18 protein-coding genes are annotated in these 19,401 nt (G+C 71.1%); 11 read left to right on the forward strand and 7 right to left on the reverse strand.

Annotated features, from left to right (window positions below; genetic code table 11):
* Positions 1-79 precede the first annotated feature (79 nt).
* On the forward strand, positions 80-523 hold the full coding sequence (locus ACFC0G_RS27450) for a RidA family protein (RefSeq protein ID WP_376407763.1): 444 nt from the start codon (positions 80-82) through the stop codon (positions 521-523).
* 24 nt (positions 524-547) lie between these two features.
* Here ACFC0G_RS27450 and ACFC0G_RS27455 read toward each other — a convergent pair whose 3' ends face one another.
* The gene (locus tag ACFC0G_RS27455; RefSeq protein ID WP_376407765.1) at positions 548-1,150 is read right to left on the reverse strand and encodes a HEAT repeat domain-containing protein; all 603 of its coding nucleotides are present in this window, start codon (positions 1,148-1,150) and stop codon (positions 548-550) included.
* A 311-nt stretch (positions 1,151-1,461) separates the two neighbouring features.
* Between ACFC0G_RS27455 and ACFC0G_RS27460 the strand changes: the two genes are divergently transcribed.
* The 9 genes from ACFC0G_RS27460 (at position 1,462) to pssA (ending at position 12,376) form a co-directional block, all read left to right on the forward strand.
* Positions 1,462-3,243, forward strand: coding sequence for a 3-hydroxyacyl-CoA dehydrogenase family protein (locus ACFC0G_RS27460; RefSeq protein ID WP_376407767.1), 1,782 nt, complete (start codon positions 1,462-1,464; stop codon positions 3,241-3,243).
* A 115-nt stretch (positions 3,244-3,358) separates the two neighbouring features.
* Positions 3,359-4,177, forward strand: coding sequence for a TetR family transcriptional regulator (locus tag ACFC0G_RS27465; RefSeq protein ID WP_376407769.1), 819 nt, complete (start codon positions 3,359-3,361; stop codon positions 4,175-4,177).
* 419 nt (positions 4,178-4,596) lie between these two features.
* Entirely contained in the window at positions 4,597-5,934 is a 1,338-nt protein-coding gene (ccrA, locus tag ACFC0G_RS27470) for a crotonyl-CoA carboxylase/reductase (RefSeq protein WP_376407771.1), read from the forward strand.
* Between the two features lie 14 nt (positions 5,935-5,948).
* On the forward strand, positions 5,949-7,985 hold the full coding sequence (locus ACFC0G_RS27475) for a protein meaA (protein ID WP_376407773.1): 2,037 nt from the start codon (positions 5,949-5,951) through the stop codon (positions 7,983-7,985).
* Positions 7,982-8,947 carry an HpcH/HpaI aldolase/citrate lyase family protein gene (locus ACFC0G_RS27480; protein WP_376407775.1) on the forward strand — a complete coding sequence of 322 codons (966 nt, stop codon included), beginning with the start codon at positions 7,982-7,984 and terminating at the stop codon, positions 8,945-8,947. The genes ACFC0G_RS27475 and ACFC0G_RS27480 overlap by 4 nt, the downstream gene beginning before the upstream one ends.
* Before the next feature lie 5 nt (positions 8,948-8,952).
* Positions 8,953-9,477, forward strand: coding sequence for a MaoC family dehydratase (locus ACFC0G_RS27485; RefSeq protein ID WP_024759160.1), 525 nt, complete (start codon positions 8,953-8,955; stop codon positions 9,475-9,477).
* Between the two features lie 2 nt (positions 9,478-9,479).
* Complete coding sequence (locus ACFC0G_RS27490; RefSeq protein WP_356676067.1) at positions 9,480-10,685, forward strand: acyl-CoA dehydrogenase family protein; 1,206 nt, start codon at positions 9,480-9,482, stop codon at positions 10,683-10,685.
* A gap of 169 nt (positions 10,686-10,854) precedes the next feature.
* Positions 10,855-11,511 carry a phosphatidylserine decarboxylase gene (locus ACFC0G_RS27495; RefSeq protein WP_376407778.1) on the forward strand — a complete coding sequence of 219 codons (657 nt, stop codon included), beginning with the start codon at positions 10,855-10,857 and terminating at the stop codon, positions 11,509-11,511.
* Complete coding sequence (gene pssA / locus ACFC0G_RS27500; RefSeq protein WP_376408019.1) at positions 11,504-12,376, forward strand: CDP-diacylglycerol--serine O-phosphatidyltransferase; 873 nt, start codon at positions 11,504-11,506, stop codon at positions 12,374-12,376. Before ACFC0G_RS27495 ends, pssA begins: the two co-directional genes overlap by 8 nt.
* Before the next feature lie 72 nt (positions 12,377-12,448).
* On the opposite strand, the gene ACFC0G_RS27505 is transcribed toward pssA, so the two are convergent.
* Entirely contained in the window at positions 12,449-13,459 is a 1,011-nt protein-coding gene (locus ACFC0G_RS27505; RefSeq protein WP_376407780.1) for a GNAT family N-acetyltransferase, read from the reverse strand.
* Between the two features lie 59 nt (positions 13,460-13,518).
* Here ACFC0G_RS27505 and ACFC0G_RS27510 point away from each other — a divergent pair, with 59 nt between their 5' ends.
* Positions 13,519-14,370 carry an NAD-dependent epimerase/dehydratase family protein gene (locus ACFC0G_RS27510; RefSeq protein WP_376407782.1) on the forward strand — a complete coding sequence of 284 codons (852 nt, stop codon included), beginning with the start codon at positions 13,519-13,521 and terminating at the stop codon, positions 14,368-14,370.
* Here ACFC0G_RS27510 and ACFC0G_RS27515 read toward each other — a convergent pair.
* Genes ACFC0G_RS27515 through ACFC0G_RS27535 form a run of 5 tightly spaced genes read right to left on the reverse strand, consistent with a single transcriptional unit; the run spans position 14,358 to position 19,233 of the window.
* Entirely contained in the window at positions 14,358-15,623 is a 1,266-nt protein-coding gene (locus tag ACFC0G_RS27515; protein ID WP_376407784.1) for an ABC transporter substrate-binding protein, read from the reverse strand. The genes ACFC0G_RS27510 and ACFC0G_RS27515 overlap by 13 nt on opposite strands.
* Positions 15,620-16,729, reverse strand: coding sequence for a branched-chain amino acid ABC transporter permease (locus ACFC0G_RS27520; protein ID WP_376407786.1), 1,110 nt, complete (start codon positions 16,727-16,729; stop codon positions 15,620-15,622). The genes ACFC0G_RS27515 and ACFC0G_RS27520 overlap by 4 nt, the downstream gene beginning before the upstream one ends.
* Entirely contained in the window at positions 16,722-17,612 is an 891-nt protein-coding gene (locus ACFC0G_RS27525) for a branched-chain amino acid ABC transporter permease (RefSeq protein ID WP_376407788.1), read from the reverse strand. The genes ACFC0G_RS27520 and ACFC0G_RS27525 overlap by 8 nt, the downstream gene beginning before the upstream one ends.
* Complete coding sequence (locus ACFC0G_RS27530; RefSeq protein ID WP_376407790.1) at positions 17,609-18,418, reverse strand: ABC transporter ATP-binding protein; 810 nt, start codon at positions 18,416-18,418, stop codon at positions 17,609-17,611. The genes ACFC0G_RS27525 and ACFC0G_RS27530 overlap by 4 nt, the downstream gene beginning before the upstream one ends.
* On the reverse strand, positions 18,415-19,233 hold the full coding sequence (locus tag ACFC0G_RS27535; RefSeq protein WP_376407792.1) for an ABC transporter ATP-binding protein: 819 nt from the start codon (positions 19,231-19,233) through the stop codon (positions 18,415-18,417). Before ACFC0G_RS27535 ends, ACFC0G_RS27530 begins: the two co-directional genes overlap by 4 nt.
* Positions 19,234-19,401: the final 168 nt, after the last annotated feature.

Raw genomic sequence — 19,401 nt, forward strand, 5'->3', positions numbered from 1 at the left:
CGACGACCGCACGCCGCTGACGAGGCCCGCGCCCCCAGGGGTGCGGGCACTGTCAGTGGCGTGCGCGAGGATGTGGGGCATGACGAGCCACCTGACCCACGTTCCCGCACCCGACGGCCTCGCGCCCAGTCCCCAGTACAGCCACGTCGTCTGGGGGACGGGCCGGTTCGTCGCGATATCCGGGCAGTGCGCGCTGGACGCCGCCGGCGCGGTGGTCGGCGCCGGCGACGCGGTCGCCCAGGCCCATCAGGTCTTCGCCAATCTGGAGCGCTGCCTCGCCGCCGTCGGCGCGGGCTTCGGGGACGTGGTGAAGCTGACCTACTTCGTCACGGACGTGGCCCACCTCCCGGCGGTGCGGGACGCCCGGGACGCCTACTTCGCGGGGGCGCCGCTCCCGGCGAGCTCGGCGGTGCAGGTGTCGGCGCTGGTCCGGCCGGAACTCCTCGTGGAGATCGAGGCCTTCGCACTCGTCCCCGAGCGCGAGGCCGGCGATGCCGAGGCGGAGCTCCGGTTGGTGCGTTGACGCCCGCGTGACCGCCGTCAGCCGTCAGCCGTGCGGACGGAGCCGCGTCAGTGAGTCCTCCGCCGCACGTCCGAGCCGGGGGTGCGGAAGCGCGGCCTCCAGGGCGGGGCGGGCTTGGGGGTCGCCCAGGGCACCGAGGCCCTCGACACAGGCGAGTCCGACCCGCCAGTGGGGGTCGTCGGCCGGAAGGCGTCGCCGGAGGACGGTGATCAGGGCCGGTACGGATTCGGGGGCGCGGAGTTCGGCGAGCAGCCGGACCGGCAGGAGGGCGTAGGCGACCCGGAGTTCGTTGGTGGCGAGGGCGGCGGCCGCGCGGGCGGTCCGCGGGTCGCCGAGCCGGACCAGGGCGTGGGCGGCGGTGACGCAGCGCTCGGGGTCGCGGTGGTTGAGGAGGAGGACGAGCGCCTCGAAGGAGCGCGGGTCGCCCGCGAGTCCGAGCTTGTAGGCGGCGATCTCCCGGGCCCAGAGGGGCTGTCCGGGTGCGGTGAGGACCCGGTGGAGTTCTTCCGGATCGTCGGTTCCGGCGAGTTCTCCGAATGCCGCCGGGACTTCTCCGGAGTCATTCTCGATCTCGGCCCGCAATCGATCGATCATCGAGCAGAATTCCGGATCCTCGGCGCTTTCCATGATTCCGAGCCTATCCGCGATCCAGATCACACTTTCTCAACTTGCCGGGACTGGCGCGCTCGTTACCGGCCGGTTAGTCTCAGGTGAGCGGGTCACCACCCGCACTCCTCACAACGGCCTGGTGACGCAGCCGTTGTGAGTGCTTCGTCGGTTCGGCAGTTTCGATGCGACTCCGGGACAGAGTCCGTCGCCTTCTTTTCTTCAGGGCATCGCCCTTCCTTCCAGGGCCTCGCCCTCGTTCTTTCCCGCGCCCTTTCCCTGTCGCGCGCGCACTGCCCTCAGTCGTCACTCTTCCTCCCTGGAGTCCCCTGATGGACACCCCTCTCTCCACCATCGCCGTCGTCGGTCTCGGCACCATGGGCACCGGCATCGCCGACGTCCTCGCCCGGGCCGGCCGCGAGGTCATCGGCATCGACATCGACGACACCGCCGCCGCCCGGGCCGTCGCCGCCCTGGAGGCGTCCACCGCCCGCGCGGTGGCCCGTGAGCGGATCACCGAGGAGGAGCGGCAGGACGTCCTGGCCCGCTTCCGCACCTTCTCCGACCTCCAGGCGGCCGCCGAGGCCGACCTCGTGATCGAGGTCGTGCCCGAGTCGTACGAGGCGAAGCAGGAGGTCTTCCGGGCGCTGGACGGGATCGTCCGGACCGACGCGATCCTGGCCACCGGCACCAACGCGCTCTCCGTCACCCGGCTCGCCGCCGACTCGGCCCACCCCGAGCGGGTGCTCGGCCTGCACTTCTTCGCCCCCGTGCAGGCGATGAAGCTGGTCGAGGTGGTCTCGTCCGTGCTGACCGACCCTCGGGCCGTCGACGCCGTCACCCGGCTCGCGGAGGAGCTCGGCAAGGAGCCCGTGGCGGTCGGCGACCGGGCCGGATTCATCGCGGACGGGCTGCTCTTCGGCTACCTGAACCAGGCCGCCGCCATGTACGAGGCCAAGTACGCCTCCCGCGAGGACATCGACGCGGCGATGAAGCTGGGCTGCGGCCTGCCGATGGGGCCGCTGGCGCTGCTCGACCTGATCGGCGTCGACACGGCCCGTACGGTCCTGGAGGCCATGTACGCGTCCTCGCACGACCGGCTGCACGCCCCCGCCCCGATCCTCAAGCAGCTCAGCGAGGCCGGTCTGACCGGCCGCAAGGCGGGCCGCGGCTTCTACACGTACGAGGCGCCGGGCTCCGCCGAGGTCGTCCGGGACGCGCTCACCCCGCTGACCTCCGCCGACGCCGCCGGCGGCCGCGAGGTCCGCTCGGTCGGCGTCGCCGGCTCGGGCACCATGGCCTCCGGCATCGCCGAGGTCTTCGCCAAGGCCGGGTACGAGGTCGTCCTCGCCGCCCGTTCCCAGGAGAAGGCGGACACGGCCAAGGCGCGGATCGCCAAGTCGCTGGCCCGCTCGGTCGACAAGGGCCGGATGACCGCCGAGGCGCGCGACACGACGCTGGCCCTGATCACCGCGGCGGGCACGCTCGACGCGTTCGCCGAGGTCGACCTGGCCGTCGAGGCGGTCGCCGAGGACCTGGGGATCAAGCAGGAGCTGTTCGCGCGGCTCGACAAGATCTGCAAGCCGGGCGCGGTGCTCGCCACCACGACCTCCTCGCTGCCGGTCGTGGCCTGCGCCCGGGCCACCTCGCGCCCGCAGGACGTCATCGGGATGCACTTCTTCAACCCGGCGCCGGCGATGAAGCTGGTCGAGATCGTCCGTACGGTCCTGACGGCCGACGACGTCCACGCCACCGTCCGCGAGGTCACGGCGAAGATCCGCAAGCACCCGGTGGACTGCGGCGACCGCGCCGGATTCATCGTGAACGCGCTGCTCTTCCCGTACCTGAACAACGCGATCAAGATGGTCCAGGAGCACTACGCGACCCTCGACGACATCGACGCCGCGATGAAGCTGGGCGGCGGCTACCCGATGGGCCCGTTCGAGCTGCTCGACGTGGTCGGTCTGGACGTCTCGCTCGCGATCGAGCAGGTGCTGCACCGCGAGTTCCGCGACCCGGGCCTCGCCCCGGCCCCGCTCCTCGAGCACCTGGTGGCGGCCGGCTGCCTCGGCCGCAAGACGGGACGCGGCTTCCGCGAATATGCCCGCCGCTGAGCCGCCCACCGCGGGCTGGGGCGGCCTGCTGAGCTCCCCGGGCACCTCCGGTGCCCCGGGGAGCTCCCCGCCCCCACCTGGGCACACGCCCACTCCGATGCAGTACGTTCGGACCATGCCCAAGGCCGCGAAGACACCCCGTGCCACGTCCACGTCCGACGCTCCGGAGAGCGCGGCGGGCACCCGTGCCGCCGCCCAGCGGCTCAAGATGCGCCGGGAGCTGGCGACGGCGGCGATGGAGCTCTTCGCCACCAAGGGGTACGAGGCGACCACGGTCGACGAGATCGCGGCCACGGCCGGGGTCGCCCGGCGGACCTTCTTCCGCCACTTCCGCTCCAAGGAAGAGGCGATCTTCCCGGACCACGACGACACGCTGGTGCGGGCGGAGGCGGTGCTGAACGCCGCTCCGCCGCACGAGCACCCGCTCGACACCGTGTGCCGGGGCATCAAGGAAGTCATGAAGATGTACGCGGGCTCCCCCGCGGTCTCCGTGGAGCGCTACCGGCTGACCCGTGAGGTGCCGACCCTGCGGGAGCGCGAGATCGCCTCGGTGGCCCGCTACGAGCGGCTCTTCACCCGCTATCTCCTCGGCCACTTCGACGAGCGCGACCACCACGACGGCAACGACGACCCGCTGCTCGCGGAGGTGGCCGCCTCGGCGGTCGTCACCGCCCACAACCACGTCCTGCGCCGCTGGCTGCGGGCCGGCGGTCAGGGCGACGTGGAGGCCCAGCTCGACCACGCCTTCGCGATCGTCCGGGACACCTTCGGCACCGGCATAGGCGCGGGCCGGCCGGCCCCGTCCCCCCAGGCCGAGCAGGCGCCCGCCGTACGCGCCTCCACCACCGGCGACGTGGTGGTCGCCGTGGCCCGTACGGACGCCCCGCTCGACGAGGTCATGCGCACGATCCAGCAGGCACTCCAGAACCCCTGAGGAGCCCTTGAGGACCCCTCAAGACCGCTTCACGACGATGGCCGCCCCCGGTTTCCGGGGGCGGCCATCGTCGTATCGTCCCAGTTCAGAGCAGTTTTCGATCGATCATCGCTCATCCGTGACCGACAGATTGCATCTGAGTGAAATTGTTGGCACGCAGTGCCTTGTGCGGTGACACGGCGTGCCATACGTTGAAGGTGTCCGGGCGGCCGGCGAGCAGAGAACACCTCGTTCGCCGGCTGTCCCCACAAGCCGACGGCTCGTGCGCCCGGACGCCTGCGTCACAGGCACCCTCGCGCCACCAGCGCCGCGCCACCGCACCACCCGAGCCGAACCGACGGCACACCTCCACAGCAACAGCACTCCCCGCCGTAACCCTCAGGCGTCCTCCCCCGGACGCTCACCGCCGGAGGCAACCCGTGAAGGAAATCCTGGCCGCGATCCAGTCGCAGGACGCCACGTCCGCCGACTTCGCGAACATCCCGCTCCCCGAGTCGTACCGGGGCATCACCGTCCACAAGGACGAGGCCGAGATGTTCGCCGGACTCGCCAGCCGCGACAAGGACCCGCGCAAGTCGCTGCACCTCGACGACGTGGCCCTGCCCGAGCTCGGCCCGGGCGAGGCCCTGGTCGCCGTCATGGCCAGCTCGGTCAACTACAACTCGGTCTGGACCTCGATCTTCGAGCCGGTGTCGACCTTCGGCTTCCTGGAGCGCTACGGCCGTCTCAGCGACCTCAGCAAGCGCCACGACCTCCCGTACCACGTCATCGGCTCCGACCTCGCCGGCGTCGTGCTGCGCACCGGCCCCGGCGTGAACTCGTGGAAGCCCGGCGACGAGGTCGTCGCCCACTGCCTCTCGGTCGAGCTGGAGTCCTCCGACGGCCACAACGACACGATGCTCGACCCCGAGCAGCGCATCTGGGGCTTCGAGACCAACTTCGGCGGCCTCGCGGAGATCGCCCTCGTCAAGTCCAACCAGCTGATGCCGAAGCCCGGCCACCTCAGCTGGGAGGAGGCGGCCTCCCCCGGCCTCGTCAACTCCACCGCCTACCGCCAGCTGGTCTCCCGCAACGGCGCCGGCATGAAGCAGGGCGACAACGTCCTCATCTGGGGCGCGAGCGGCGGCCTCGGCTCGTACGCCACGCAGTTCGCCCTCGCCGGCGGCGCCAACCCGATCTGTGTCGTCTCCTCCCCGGAGAAGGCCGACATCTGCCGCGCGATGGGCGCCGAGGCGGTCATCGACCGCAACGCCGAGGGCTACAAGTTCTGGAAGGACGAGCACACCCAGGACCCGAAGGAGTGGAAGCGCTTCGGCAAGCGCATCCGCGAGCTCACGGGCGGCGAGGACATCGACATCGTCTTCGAGCACCCGGGCCGCGAGACCTTCGGCGCCTCCGTGTACGTCACGCGCAAGGGCGGCACCATCACCACCTGCGCCTCCACCTCGGGCTACATGCACGAGTACGACAACCGCTACCTGTGGATGTCGCTGAAGCGGATCATCGGCTCGCACTTCGCGAACTACCGCGAGGCGTGGGAGGCGAACCGCCTGATCGCCAAGGGCAAGATCCACCCGACCCTGTCGAAAGTCTACTCCCTGGAGGAGACCGGCCAGGCCGCCTACGACGTCCACCGCAACCTGCACCAGGGCAAGGTCGGCGTCCTCGCGCTCGCTCCGCAGGAGGGCCTGGGCGTCAGCAACCCGGAGCTGCGCGAGAAGCACATCGACGCCATCAACCGTTTCCGTAACATCTGAGCCGGGGACCATAGATGACTGAGCGCCAGAAGGACCGGCCGTGGCTCATGCGGACCTACGCCGGTCACTCGACCGCCGAGGCGTCCAACGAGCTGTACCGGCGCAACCTCGCCAAGGGTCAGACCGGCCTCTCGGTCGCGTTCGACCTGCCGACGCAGACGGGCTACGACCCCGACCACATCCTCGCCCGCGGCGAGGTCGGCCGGGTCGGTGTCCCCGTCTCGCACCTCGGTGACATGCGGCGGCTGTTCCAGGACATCCCCCTGGAGCAGATGAACACCTCGATGACCATCAACGCCACGGCGATGTGGCTCCTGGCGCTCTACCAGGTGGCCGCCGAGGAGCAGGGTGCGGACATCACCAAGCTCCAGGGCACCACCCAGAACGACATCGTGAAGGAGTACCTGTCGCGCGGGACGCACGTCTTCCCGCCCGGCCCCTCCCTCCGTCTCACGACGGACATGATCTGCTACACGGTCAACAACATCCCGAAGTGGAACCCGATCAACATCTGCAGCTACCACCTGCAGGAGGCGGGGGCCACTCCGGTCCAGGAGATCTCGTACGCGATGGCCACCGCGATCGCGGTGCTCGACTCGGTCCGCGACTCCGGCCAGATCCCCGAGGACCGGTTCGGCGATGTCGTCGCCCGCATCTCCTTCTTCGTGAACGCGGGCGTCCGCTTCATCGAGGAGATGTGCAAGATGCGCGCCTTCGGCCGCATCTGGGACAAGATCACCCGTGAGCGGTACGGCATCGAGAACGAGAAGCAGCGCCGGTTCCGCTACGGCGTACAGGTCAACTCGCTCGGCCTGACCGAGGCCCAGCCGGAGAACAACGTCCAGCGGATCGTCCTGGAGATGCTGGCCGTCACGCTCTCCAAGGACGCCCGCGCCCGCGCCGTCCAGCTCCCCGCCTGGAACGAGGCCCTCGGCCTCCCCCGGCCCTGGGACCAGCAGTGGTCGCTCCGCATCCAGCAGGTGCTCGCCCACGAGTCCGACCTGCTGGAGTACGAGGACATCTTCGCCGGCTCGCACGTCATCGAGGCCAAGGTCGATTCGCTCGTCGCGGAGTGCCTGGCCGAGATCGACCGGATCCAGGAGATGGGCGGCGCGATGGCCGCCGTCGAGTCCGGCTACCTCAAGTCCCAGCTCGTCTCCTCGCACGCCGAGCGGCGCGCCCGGATCGAGGCCGGCGACGAGAAGATCATCGGCGTCAACATCTTCCAGTCGACCGAGGAGAACCCCCTCACCGCCGACCTGGACACCGCGATCATGACGGTCGACCCGGCGGTCGAGGCGCGGGTGGTCGGCTCGCTGAAGACCTGGCGGGACAACCGCTACCAGCCGCCGTTCAACCACCCGCGCCCCTGCAAGGCCCTCGAACGCCTCAAGGAGGCCGCCAAGGGCACCGGCAACCTCATGGAGGCCACGCTCGAGTGCGCCCGCGCCGGGGTCACGACCGGCGAGTGGACCGAGGCCCTGCGCGAGGTCTTCGGCGAGTTCCGGGCCCCCACCGGCGTCTCCTCGGCCCCGGTCGCGGTGACGGCCGAGGAGGGCACGCCGCTGGCTCTCGTACGGGAGAAGGTGGCGCGGACCGCCGACGAGCTCGGCTCCGGGCGGCTGCGGCTGCTCGTGGGCAAGCCGGGCCTGGACGGGCACTCCAACGGGGCCGAGCAGATCGCCGTCCGCGCGCGCGACGCCGGTTTCGAGGTGGTCTACCAGGGCATCCGGCTGACCCCCGAGCAGATCGTCAACGCGGCCCTCGCCGAGGACGTGCACTGCGTGGGTCTGTCGATCCTCTCCGGCTCGCACGCCGAGCTGGTCCCGGACGTCCTCGCCCGCCTCCGGGAGGCCGGCGCCACCGACATCCCGGTCATCGTCGGCGGGATCATCCCGAACGCCGACGCCGCAGACCTGAAGCGCGCGGGCGTGGCCGCCGTCTTCACACCGAAGGACTTCGGTATCACGGAGATCATCGGCCGTATCGTCGACGAGATCCGGAAAGCACACAAGCTCAGCCCCCTGGAAAGTACGGAGGTCCCCGCATGACCAGCCCCGTGAACCGTCTGCGTCCGCGCCGCTCCTGCCTCGCGGTACCCGGCTCCAACCCGCGGTTCCTCGAGAAGGCCCAGGGCCTCGCCGCGGACCAGGTCTTCCTGGACCTGGAGGACGCCTGCGCGCCGCTGGCCAAGCCCGAGGCCCGGCACACCATCGTGAAGTTCCTCAACGAGGGCGACTGGACCGGCAAGACCCGGGTCGTGCGGGTCAACGACTGGACGACCCACTGGACGTACCGCGACGTCGTCACGGTCGTCGAGGGCGCCGGCCAGAACCTCGACTGCATCATGCTGCCGAAGGTCCAGGACGCCCAGCAGATCGTCGCGCTCGACCTGCTGCTCACGCAGATCGAGAAGACGATGGGCTTCGAGGTCGGCAAGATCGGCATCGAGGCGCAGATCGAGAACGCCCAGGGCCTCACCAACGTCAACGCGATCGCGCAGGCCTCCCAGCGCGTCGAGACGATCATCTTCGGCCCGGCCGACTTCATGGCCTCGATCAACATGAAGTCGCTGGTCGTGGGCGAGCAGCCGCCGGGCTACCCGGCCGACGCCTACCACCACATCCTGATGAGCATCCTGATGGCCGCCCGCGCCAACAACCTCCAGGCGATCGACGGCCCCTACCTCCAGATCCGCAACCCGGAGGGCTACAAGGCCGTCGCGCAGCGCGCCGCCGCCCTGGGCTTCGACGGCAAGTGGGTGCTGCACCCGGACCAGGTCGCCGCCGCGAACGAGATCTTCTCGCCCGCGCAGGAGGACTTCGACCACGCCGAGCTGATCCTGGACGCGTACGACTACTACACGTCCGAGGCCGGCGGGAAGAAGGGCTCCGCGATGCTCGGCGACGAGATGATCGACGAGGCCTCCCGCAAGATGGCCCTGGTCATCTCGGGCAAGGGCCGCGCCGCCGGCATGCAGCGCACCACCAAGTTCGAGATCCCGGAGGCCTGAGCCCCATGCAGTTCGGCCGTACCTACGAAGAGTTCGAAGTCGGTGCCGTCTACAAGCACTGGCCCGGAAAGACGGTCACCGAGTACGACGACCATCTCTTCTGTCTGCTGACGATGAACCACCATCCGCTGCACATGGATGTGAATTACGCCGAGAACACGACGGACTTCGGCAAGAACGTCGTCGTGGGCAACTACATCTACTCGCTGCTGCTCGGCATGTCCGTGCCGGACGTCTCCGGCAAGGCCATCGCCAACCTGGAGATCGAGTCGCTGCGGCACGTGGCGCCGACCTTCCACGGCGACACGATCTACGGCGAGACGACGGTCCTCGACAAGACCCCGTCGAGGTCGAAGAACGACCGCGGCATCGTCTACGTCGAGACCAAGGGCTACAAGCAGGACGGCACGCTCGTGTGCGTCTTCCGCCGCAAGGTCATGGTGCCCACCGAGACGTACATCAAGGAGCGCGGCGGCGAGCAGCCCGGCCGCCCCGAGCTGATCGAGCCCGCCAAGAAGACGGAGAAGTAGCCATGGCCCGACTCGCCCAGACCGCCGGGCTCACGGACGTCCAGCAGGAGATCCTCAAGACCGTCCGGGAGTTCGTCGACAAGGAGATCATCCCGGTCGCCACCGAGCTGGAGCACCGCGACGAGTACCCCCAGCAGATCGTCGACGGGCTCAAGGAGCTCGGCCTCTTCGGTCTGATGATCCCCGAGGAGTACGGGGGCCTGGGCGAGTCGCTGCTCACCTACGCGCTGTGCGTGGAGGAGATCGCCCGTGGCTGGATGTCGGTCTCCGGCATCATCAACACGCACTTCATCGTCGCGTACATGCTGAAGCAGCACGGCACGCAGGAGCAGAAGGAGTACTTCCTTCCACGGATGGCGGCCGGCGAGACGCGTGGCGCGTTCTCGATGTCGGAGCCGGGCCTCGGCTCGGACGTGTCCGCCATCACGTCCAAGGCGGTCAAGGACGGCGACGAGTACGTCCTCAACGGTCAGAAGATGTGGCTGACGAACGGCGGAACGTCAACGCTGGTCGCCGTTCTCGTCCGAAGTGACGAAGGACACCCGGAGGGCACCGCCCCCCACAAGTCGATGACGACCTTCCTCGTCGAGAAGGAGCCCGGCTTCGGAGAGGTCCGCCCCGGCCTCACCATCCCCGGCAAGATCGACAAGATGGGTTACAAGGGCGTCGACACGACCGAGCTCATCATGGACGGACTGCGCATTCCGGCCAATCGGGTTCTCGGCGGCACGACGGGCCGAGGGTTTTACCAAATGATGGACGGCGTCGAGGTGGGCCGCGTGAACGTGGCGGCCCGTGGCTGTGGCGTCGCGCAGCGTGCTTTCGAACTGGGTGTCTCATATGCCCAGCAACGTCACACTTTCGGCAAGGCGATCGCCGAACACCAGGCGATTCAGTTCAAGCTTGCCGAGATGGCTACCAAGGTCGAGGCCGCTCATGCCATGATGGTGAACGCAGCACGCAAAAAGGACTCCGGGGAACGAAACGACCTCGAAGCAGGGATGGCGAAGTACCTCGCGTCCGAATACTGCAAGGAGGTCGTGGAGGATGCCTTCCGCATTCACGGCGGCTACGGGTTCTCGAAGGAGTACGAGATCGAGCGTCTCTACCGCGAGGCGCCGATGCTGCTCATCGGTGAAGGTACCGCCGAGATCCAGAAAATGATCATTGGTCGTCGGCTGCTCGAGGAGTACCGATTCCAGGGTTGATTGTCGCGTTTGAGTCGGTTCGGCCGCGAAGAAGATCACACCCTGTGTTCGTCTTCCGGCCGTCGACTCGGTTCCTGGCTTGCCCAGTTGCGCCCCGCAACCGATAGCATCGCCGGAAAGCCGCCGTCCCCCGTTGCCAGTGCGGCATCATCCGCTACGAAGGTCATCCATGCCCCACAGCCAAACCTCTGCACACCGCGACAGCCTCTCGGGCGTACGCCTCGCGCGCGGAGCATCGCCGTGGCTTCTGCCGACCGTCGCCACCGCGGCGCTCTCCCTCTTGCGCGCGCGCAAGTCGCGGCGAGCCGCGGCCATCGCCGTGCCGACCACCGCTCTCGCGGCCGGCATGCTGTGGTTCTTCCGCGACCCCGAGCGCGAGATCGCTCAGGGCCGGGTCATCTCCCCCGCCGACGGTGTGGTGCAGAGCATCATGCCGTGGAAGGACGGACGCACCCGGGTCGCCATCTTCATGAGCCCGCTGAACGTCCACGTCAACCGCGCGCCGCTGGCCGGCACGGTGACGTCCGTGGAGCACGTCCCCGGTGGGTTCGTCCCGGCGTTCAACAAGGAGAGCGAGAACAACGAGCGCGTTGTCTGGCACTTCGACACCGAGCTCGGCGACATCGAGATGGTGCAGATCGCGGGTGCCGTCGCACGACGCATCGTGCCGTACATCCCGCAGGGGACGAAGGTCGAGCAGGGTGACCGGATCGGCCTGATCCGCTTCGGCTCGCGGGTCGACATCTACCTCCCGGAGGGTGTCGAGGTCGCCGTCGAGGTCGGCCAGGCCACGACCGCGGGGGTGACTCGCATTGACCGTGATTGATCCCGACACACGGGCTGCCGAATGGGTTGCCGACGCCGAGGCGGACGCGGCCGACGAGGCCGAGGAGATGCCGCTGTCGTTGAGGCTGTCCATAGCGGACGCCCTCACGCTCGGTAACGCCACGTGCGGCTTCATGGCGGTCTACTTCACGACGACCGGCATCCTGATCCCGCACCTCACCGGCAGCACGGAGACCGGCATGGCGCGCAACAGCGCCGCCACCGCCGTGATCCTGATGCTGTGCGCGGCGATCTTCGACCTCTTCGACGGCATCGTGGCGCGCAAGCTCCGCAGCTCGCCGATGGGCGCCGAGCTCGACAACCTCTCGGACCTGATCAGCTTCGGTCTGGCCCCGGCCTACTTCGTGCTCGTGTACGGAATGGTCGCGGTCCCGGACGGTGCCCAGCAGAAGGTCTCGGCGGTGGCCGCGGTCGCGGTGCTCCTCGCCGTGGTGCTGCGCCTGGCGAGATTCTCGTGCGTGACGATGAAGGACGGCATGTTCCAGGGCATGCCGAGCCCCTTCGGCGCGCTGACGGTCGTCTCGATCGTGCTCCTTGAGCTGCCGTTCGTCCCGACGCTCCTCGCGATCATCGGGGTGGCCTGGCTGATGGTGAGCCGGGTCGAGTACCCCAAGCCGCGGGGTGTCCTCGCGGTGGCGATGCTCGCCTGGATCGTGGGCGCGATGGGCATGCTGGCGGCCTGGGCGTTCGACGCCCCGGGCGGCGCGTTCCTGCTGCAGACCGGCTGCGCGCTCCAGGTGGTGATGGGCGCCGTGATCCCCCTCTTCGCGACGGCCCGCCGGGTGAACACCTTCCGCGGCAACCGCCGGGAGAGCCGGGAGGCTCGCGCGGCGCAGCTGCGGTAGCGGATCGAGTGGTACGTGAAGGGCCCCGGGAGGCGAAAGCCTCCCGGGGCCCTTTCGCGTGCCCGGCTCCGTCTACCCCACGTGCTTGTAGTACAGCGTGGTGGGGCGGAGGGTGCCGGCCGGGTCGGCGGCGAAGTCCGGGATCGTTCCGGCGGCCGTCCAGCCCGCTCCCCGGTAGAGGCGCTCGGCCGGGCTGTCGGTCCGGGTGTCCAGGACGAGCAGGCGGAGGCCGGTGGCGGCGGCGTGGGCCTCGGCCGCGGCGAGCAGCCGGCGGCCGAGGCCGCCGCCCCGGGCGGAGCTGTGCACGAGGAGCCGGGCGATCTCCCCGCGGTGGCGACCGTTGGCCGTGCCGGTACGGACGAGGGTGACGACGCCGGTCAGGCTCCCGTCCGGGGCGTGGGCGGCCCAGACGTCCCGTACGCCCGCCGCGGCCTCCTCGGCGACGCCCGACCACCAGGAGGCCGCGTCGGTCGTCTCCAGGGGCGCCAGGAAGCCGACGGAGGCCCCGCCGTCCACGGCGTCCACGAGGAGCGCCGCGAGACCGGCGGGGGCGTGGGTCCGTACGGCGTCGGGGGTGAGGCGCTCGATCGCGTCCGGGGCGGGGAGCGGCTTCTCCAGGCAGACCAGGTCCGGCCGCTCGTCCCAGGACTCGACGGTCGCGAAGCCGAGGCTCCGGTAGAGGGCGAGCGGCTCCTCACGCCAGCCCCAGACCGTGAGGCGTACGGCGGGTGCTCCCGAGGCGGCGGCCCGGCGCAGGGCCTCGGCCATGAGGGCCTTGGCGTGGCCCTTCCGCCGGGCCTCGGGCGCGACCCACAGGCGCTTGATCTCGGGCGGGCGGCCGTCGCGGGGTGCCTTGAGGACGACGCAGCCCGAGGGGGCGTCGTCCCCGGGCGCGGTGACGAGCAGGACGGTGTCGGCGGCGAAGGCGGCGGCCGGGTCCTCGGCCTCGCCCCGGTATACGGCCGGGAGCTCGGCGACCGTCGTCACGGTCACCCCTTTCTCGGCCTGGTTGACCAGGTGGTAGGCGCCCAGCAGGTGAGGAAGGTGCGGGTGCGAGCGGTTCTCCTCGATTCGTACTGTCATGGGCCAGAGCTTCACACCGTGATGTTTCGGCGATGTGAAGATCTTCTACGCTGGGGCGCATGCGTGTACTGGTCGCGGGCGCCACGGGCGCCGTGGGTCGTCAGCTCGTCCCCCGTCTCGAAGCGGCGGGGCACGAGGTCGTGGGGATCTCCCGGCGCGGTCCGCGTCCGGTGGACGTCCTGGACGCCGGGGCGGTGCGCGGGGCGGTGGCCGAGGCCGCGCCGGACGCCGTGGTGCACCAGCTGACGGACCTGGGCGGGGCGGACGGTGCCGCGAACAACCGGGTACGGATCGAGGGCACCCGGAACCTCGTGGACGCGGCGCGGGCGGCGGGGGTCGGGCGGATCGTCGCGCAGTCGATCTCCTGGGCGTACGGCCCCGGGGACGCGCCCGCCGACGAGTCCGTACCGCTCGACGCGACGGAGGAGCTGCCGCGGGCGCGGATCGTCGCGGGGGTCCGCGCGCTGGAGTCCGCGGTGGCGGAGCTCCCGGAGGCCGTCGTCCTGCGGTACGGGATCCTCTACGGCCCCGGCACCTGGTACGCGCCCGGGGGCGCGGTGGCCGCCGCGCTCGCCGGGGACCCGGCGGCCCGGTTCCTGGGGAGCACGGCGGCCGACGGTTCGGTGAGCTCCTTCGTGCACGTCGCCGATGCCGCCGAGGCGGCCGTACGGGCCCTGACGTGGCCCCCGGGCGCGTACAACGTGGTGGACGACGAGCCCGCGCCCGGGCACGACTGGCTGCCGGTCCTGGCGGAGGCCCTGGGCGCCCCCGCCCCGGAGCGGAGCGCGGGCCGGGCGCCCTGGGCCCGGGGCGCGGTGAACGCCCGGGCCCGTGCGCTGGGCTGGGCCCCGGCCCGCCCGTCCTGGCGGACGGGCTTCGCGGACCAGGGCGAGCCGGGTTACGGCGTGTAGGACTTCGCCGCGTCGGCGACGAACGGCTGGCGGACGGTGCGCATGCCGCCGGGGACCGACTTGTCCGGCTGGATGATGACGGACTGGCGGGACGACGGCGCCTTCGGGTCGCCGAGGTCGTGGGTCATGCCGAAGCCGGCGTCGTGGGCCTTCATGGTCAGGAGCGCCTTGTCGACGCCCTCGCGCGTGAGGTCCTTCTCCGTGCAGGCCTTCTTCAGGGCCTCGCCGAAGACGCTCGCCGCGGTCCAGCCGGCGACGATGCCGTTGTCGAGGCTGTCGCCGGGGTAGGCGGCCTGGTAGTCGGCGACGAGCTTCTTCGCCGTCGGGGTGTCCGCGCCGATGGGCAGGCTCGGGGAGGCGAACCAGTACATCTTCTCCAGGGCAGGTCCGGCCTGGGTGCCGAGGAGCTGCGGCGCGAACGCCGAGTTGTTGCCGACGACCGGGATCTTGAGGCCGGTGGCGGCGGCGACGCCGACGAGGGAGGCGGCCTGGCGGGGGCCGGCGCTGATGACGACGGCCTTGACCCCGGCCTGCTTCAGCGCCGAGACCTGCGCCGACATGTCGTTGTCGGTTGGCTTGATCTTCTGCTCGACGACGGTCAGGCCGGCTTTCTCCGCCGCGTACTTCGAGCCCTTCAGGGCGTTCTCGCCGTAGTCGCCCTCGAAGTAGACGTGGCCGAGCTTGTCGCCGGACTTCAGGCCCTTCTCCTTGAGCAGGAAGTCGACGGCGTTGATCGTCTCGACGTCGTACGTGGCGCCGAGGACGCGGATGTACGGGGAGCCGAGCAGCGAGGCCGACCAGGCCTGGGGCAGGACGAGCCCCTTGTCCTTGCCGTCGACCTGGGGCTTGACCGCGGCGACGAACGGGGAGCCGATGAACTGGGTGTAGCCGACGACCTTCGGCTCCAGCTCGGTGTAGGCGGCGAGCGCCTTCTGCGGGTCGTAGCCGTGGTCGCGGACCGTGAGCTCCAGCTGCCGGCCGCAGATCCCGCCGGCGGCGTTGACCTGCTTCACGTACAGCTGCTGGGCCTGGGTGACGCTCTTGCCGAGGGTCGCGTACACGCCGGTCATGTCGGTGAGGGCGCCGAGCGCGATCGTCTTGTCGGTGACGCCCTCGCCGGTCTTCACCCCGCCCGCGCCGGTCTGCTTGCCGTCGTCGGTCTTGGCCTTGGAGCTGCATCCGGCGGCGGTGAGGGCGACCAGCGCGGCGAGCGCGGCGGCCAGGCCCCGCACGGCCTGTCTGCGGTGGGTCATCGTGTCTCCCCAGAGGGTTCGGTGGACGGGGTGTCGGTGGGTGTGGGGCTCTTGGGTTTCCGGGCGGCGAGGCGGACCAGGCCGCCGGGCAGGAACAGCACCACCGCGACGACGGCGGCGCCGTAGAGGTAGCGGGAGGCCTCCCCCGGGGCGATGCCGCCCGTCCCCGGCGCGGAGACCAGGGGCAGCGCGTCGCTGTACCGGGTGAGGAGCTGCGGCAGGAGGGTGACGAAGACGCCTCCGGCCACCGCGCCGGCGACCGAGCCGAGACCGCCGATGACGATCATGGCCAGGTATTCGAGGGAGAGCGCCATGCCGAAGTACTCCGGCACGGTCCGCTGGAAGACCAGGGCGAGCAGGACGCCCGCCAGGCCCGCGTACATGGAGGAGAGGACGAAGACGGCGGCGCGGTAGCGGGCGACGGGGATGCCCATGACCCCGGCGGCGATCCGGTGGTCCCGGATCGCGTTCATCGCGCGTCCCGGGCGGCCCCTGAGCACTCCCCTGGCGAACAGCGCCCCGCCGAGGAGCAGGATGAGCCCGAGGTACCAGAGCTTCTCGACGGCGCCGAACGGCACCTGGGCGACGAGGAGTTCGGTGTCGTCGAAGGTGAGGCCGAAGAGGCTGAGCGGGGGGACGGCGCGGCCGTTGTAACCGCCGGTGAGGTCATGGGCGTTGAAGAGCACGTGCTGCCCGATGAAGATCAGCGCGAGGGTCGCGATGCCGAGGTACGCGCCGCGCAGCCGGCCCGCGATGGGGCTGAACACCCCGCCCGCCAGGCCCGCGAGGGCCACCGCGAGGACGGCGGCGAGCCAGCCGGGCAGGCCGAGACCGGCGAGTCCGTCCGCGCCGTCGCCGGCGAAGAGGCAGTAGCCGTAGGCGCCGACGGCCAGGAAGAAGGCGTGTCCCATGGAGAGTTGGCCGGTGGCACCGGTCAACAGGTTGATGCCGAGGGCGCCGAGGGCGGCGGCCATGGCGAACAGGCCCGCCTGGAGCCAGAATCGGTCCAGGTAGAACGGGAGCGCGACGAGGAGGAGTCCGGCGGCGGCCCACCCGTACACCCCGGCACGGATGCGCACGCCGGGGCGGGCGAGGGTCTCAGACACGGGCGAGCTCCTTCGTGCCGAAGAGTCCGGCCGGGCGGATCAGCAGGACCGCGACCATGACGAGGTAGGGGGCGAGGTCGCCGATGCCCCGGCCGAGGAAGGCCAGATCGCTCTGGTAGCCGGTGGCGAGGGACTCGGTGATGCCGACGAGGAGTCCGCCGACGAGGGCGCCCGTGGTGGAGTCGAGGCCGCCGAGGATGGCGGCGGGGAAGGCCTTGAGGGCGGCGAGCGAGGTCGCCCGTTCCAGGCCGGGGGTCGGGAAGACGGTGAGGAAGAGCGCCGCGACGGCGGCGAGGGCGCCGGCGACCGCCCAGGCCCCGAGCGAGACGCGGCCGAGCCGGATGCCCATGAGGGCGGCGGTCTCCTGGTTCTCGGCGGCGGCCCGCATGGCGACGCCCCAGGAGGTGTACCGGAAGGCGAGCAGGAAGGCGGTGATGAGGAGGGCCGCGACGAGGAGGGCCGCGATCCGGGTCTGGGCGATGGTGACGGGGCCGACGGTGAGGACCGCGTCGCCCCACGGGTCGCCGAGGGCGAGGATGTCGGTGCCGATGCGGCGGGTCAGCTCGGTGGCGAGCAGGATGTCGACGCCGATGGTGACGATCGCGAGGACGCTGTGGTCGCCGCCCCGGTGGCGGCGCATGACGAAGAACTCGACGGCGGCGCCGACGACGGCGGCGCCCGTGATCCCGGCGAGCAGCGCGGGCCAGAAGCCGATCGTGTCGTGGAGGACGGCGGTGACGTAGCCGCCGGCCAGGAGGAGCGAGGCGTGGGCGAAGTTGACGACCTCGGTGGCGCGGAAGATGACCACGAAGCCGAGGGCGATGAGGGCGTAGATCGAGCCCAGTGAGACGCCGTTGATCAGGAACTCGGCGAAGGTGCTCACGCGGCGGTCTCCTCTCCGAGGTAGGCGCGGACGACCGCCGGGTCGTTCTGGACGTCGCCGGGGGCTCCGTCGGCGATGCGGCGGCCGAAGTCGAGGACGGTGACGGAGTCGGCGAGCCGCATCACCAGGCCCATGTCGTGCTCGACGAGGAGGACCGAGATGCCGAGGCCGTCGCGGACGCCCGCGATGACCGAGGCGGTACGGCGCCGCTCGTCGGCGGTCATGCCGGCGACGGGTTCGTCGAGGAGCAGCAGCTTCGGCTCCATGCAGAGGGCGCGGGCGAGTTCGGCGAGCTTCTGCTGCCCGTACGGGAGGGAGCCGGCGGGCTGGGCCAGCTGACGCTCCAGGCCGACGAAGGCGGCGATCTCCCGGACCCTGGCCCGGTGGCGGGCCTCCTCGCGGGCGGCGGAGGGGAGCCGGAGCCCGGCGGCGAGGAAGCCGGTGCGGGTGAGCCGGTGCCGGCCGAGCATCAGGCTGTCCTCGACGGTGGCGCGGGGCGGCAGGGCCAGGTTCTGGAAGATCCGGCCGACGCCGAGGTCCGCGATCCGGTGCGGGGGCAGGGCGGTCAGCTCGTGCGGGCCGAGGCGGACGGAGCCGGCCGTGGCCCGGTAGACGCCGGAGAGCACGTTGAAGCACGTGGACTTGCCGGCGCCGTTGGGGCCGATGAGGGCGTGGACGGTGCCGGGCCGGACGGTGAAGCCGATGCCGTCGAGGGCGGTGAGTCCGGCGAACCGTACGGTCAGGTCCTCGACGACGAGGGCGGGGACGTCGGCCGTGTTCTCGGGAGAGGGCGGTGCGTCGGTCATCGGGTCTCCTCCCAGCGGGACAGGACCGGGTGCGCGGCCCGGGCGCGGGCCGCGTCGGCGGCGGCGTCCTCGTCGACCACGCCCAGGTACCGGCGGCGCACCTCGTCGGAGGCCGCGAGCTCGGCCGCAGGACCGGAGAGGGTGACCTCGCCGACCTCCAGGACGTACGCGCGGGAGGCGAGGCGCAGCGCGAGCGCCGCGTTCTGCTCGACCAGGAGCACGGCCGTGCCTTGGGCGTTGATCTCGCGGACGGCGTCCGCGATCCGGGCGGCCATCAGCGGGGCGAGCCCCAGGGAGGGCTCGTCGAGGAGGAGCAGCCCCGGTGCGGCCATGAGGGCGCGGCCGACGGCGAGCATCTGCTGTTCGCCGCCGGAGAGCAGCCCGGCCTGCTGGCGGGCGCGGTCGGCGAGGACCGGGAAGAGCTCGTGGACGCGGCGCAGCGCGGCGGCCTTCGCGGCGCGGTCGCCGCGGCGGCCGAGGGCGCCCGCGCGCAGGTTGTCCTCGACCGTCATCCGGGCGAAGACCTGGCGGCCCTCCGGCACCTGGGAGACGCCGGCGGCGACGACCCGGTCGGGCGGCAGCCCGTCGAGCGGCCGGCCGTCGCGGCTCACCGTGCCGGAGACCACGGACCCGCCGTGGAACCGCAGGGTGCGCGAGACGGCCCGCAGCAGGGTCGACTTGCCGGCGCCGTTGCCGCCCAGGACGGTGACGACGGCGCCCGCCGGTACGGTCAGCGACACCTGGCGCAGCGCGCGCACCGGTCCGTATCCCGCCGTGAGGTCCTTGACCTCGAGGGCGGGTGCGGTTCCTCCCATGGATCCCCTTTCCCGGCCGCGCTGTCACCTGGCGTTTCCCGGCCGATTCGATGGCGCTCACCCCAGCACCGCGCCGGACCGCCCGTCCACGTCCCGCGGCCGAATCGCTGCCGGTGACCAGCGGGGACGGCGATGGGCTGTGCATGCGCACAACGCTGCGCGTCAGGG

Source organism: Streptomyces sp. NPDC056169 (assembly GCF_042268445.1).
Classification (GTDB): Bacteria; Actinomycetota; Actinomycetes; order Streptomycetales; family Streptomycetaceae; genus Streptomyces.

Excerpts from the sequence above, each read along its gene's own strand:
- ACFC0G_RS27490 (WP_356676067.1), top strand. The coding sequence starts at position 9,480 with ATGGCCCGACTCGCCCAGACCGCCGGGCTCACGGACGTCCAGCAGGAG.
- ACFC0G_RS27455 (WP_376407765.1), bottom strand. The coding sequence starts at position 1,150 with ATGGAAAGCGCCGAGGATCCGGAATTCTGCTCGATGATCGATCGATTG.
- ACFC0G_RS27465 (WP_376407769.1), top strand. The coding sequence starts at position 3,359 with ATGCCCAAGGCCGCGAAGACACCCCGTGCCACGTCCACGTCCGACGCT.
- ACFC0G_RS27495 (WP_376407778.1), top strand. The coding sequence starts at position 10,855 with ATGCCCCACAGCCAAACCTCTGCACACCGCGACAGCCTCTCGGGCGTA.
- ACFC0G_RS27505 (WP_376407780.1), bottom strand. The coding sequence starts at position 13,459 with ATGACAGTACGAATCGAGGAGAACCGCTCGCACCCGCACCTTCCTCAC.
- ACFC0G_RS27475 (WP_376407773.1), top strand. The coding sequence starts at position 5,949 with ATGACTGAGCGCCAGAAGGACCGGCCGTGGCTCATGCGGACCTACGCC.
- ACFC0G_RS27480 (WP_376407775.1), top strand. The coding sequence starts at position 7,982 with ATGACCAGCCCCGTGAACCGTCTGCGTCCGCGCCGCTCCTGCCTCGCG.
- ACFC0G_RS27485 (WP_024759160.1), top strand. The coding sequence starts at position 8,953 with ATGCAGTTCGGCCGTACCTACGAAGAGTTCGAAGTCGGTGCCGTCTAC.
- ACFC0G_RS27450 (WP_376407763.1), top strand. The coding sequence starts at position 80 with ATGACGAGCCACCTGACCCACGTTCCCGCACCCGACGGCCTCGCGCCC.
- ACFC0G_RS27460 (WP_376407767.1), top strand. The coding sequence starts at position 1,462 with ATGGACACCCCTCTCTCCACCATCGCCGTCGTCGGTCTCGGCACCATG.
- ACFC0G_RS27515 (WP_376407784.1), bottom strand. The coding sequence starts at position 15,623 with ATGACCCACCGCAGACAGGCCGTGCGGGGCCTGGCCGCCGCGCTCGCC.
- ACFC0G_RS27510 (WP_376407782.1), top strand. The coding sequence starts at position 13,519 with ATGCGTGTACTGGTCGCGGGCGCCACGGGCGCCGTGGGTCGTCAGCTC.
- ACFC0G_RS27535 (WP_376407792.1), bottom strand. The coding sequence starts at position 19,233 with ATGGGAGGAACCGCACCCGCCCTCGAGGTCAAGGACCTCACGGCGGGA.
- ACFC0G_RS27530 (WP_376407790.1), bottom strand. The coding sequence starts at position 18,418 with ATGACCGACGCACCGCCCTCTCCCGAGAACACGGCCGACGTCCCCGCC.